Origin of the sequence: Mesorhizobium sp. M0019 (genome assembly GCF_040323975.1) — a bacterium.
Classification (GTDB): Bacteria; Pseudomonadota; Alphaproteobacteria; order Rhizobiales; family Rhizobiaceae; genus Mesorhizobium.
The window spans coordinates 1-572 of sequence record NZ_JAMYVK010000156.1; the positions used below are offsets into that span (position 1 = coordinate 1).

Consider the following 572-nt stretch of genomic DNA (forward strand, 5'->3'; position numbering starts at 1 on the left):
TTCGTGAAGCGGCAGAAGAACGACGCCGCCGATGCCGAGGCGATCTGCGAGGCCGCGCAGCGGCCGACCATGCGCTTTGTCGCCGTGAAGAGTGAGGAGGAGCAGGCGAGTGCGGCCGTATTCCGGGCTCGTGATCTGCTGGTGCGGCAGCGCACCCAGACGATCAACGCCTTGCGCGGCCATCTCGCAGAATATGGACTGGTCGTTGCCCAGGGCCCTTCTCACACCGCCAAGCTGATGGAAAAGGTAGAGGATCCTGAGGGCGATCTGCCAAAAGCAGCCCGCCTGGCCCTCACCATGCTGGTCGATACGCTGAGATCGCTGGAGGAAAGGATCAAGCAGCTCGATGCCGAGATTGCACGGCGTGCCCGAGAGGATGAAGACGTGCGGCGGTTGGCAACAATCCCCGGCGTTGGTCCGATAACGGCAACGGCTCTGGTTGCACTGGCGCCTTGCGCCGCAATCTTCCGAAAGGGGCGCGACTTCGCCGCTTGGCTGGGCCTGACGCCGCTGCAACGCTCAACCGGCGGTAAACAGAAGCTCGGTGCAACATCGAAGATGGGCGAGCGTAC

1 protein-coding gene is annotated in these 572 nt (G+C 63.5%); it reads left to right on the plus strand.

All coding sequences use genetic code 11. The annotated features are described in order from the left end of the window. Positions 1–572, plus strand: a 572-nt coding sequence (locus tag NKK47_RS35130; protein ID WP_352579948.1) for an IS110 family RNA-guided transposase, incomplete at both ends; no start/stop codon positions are given.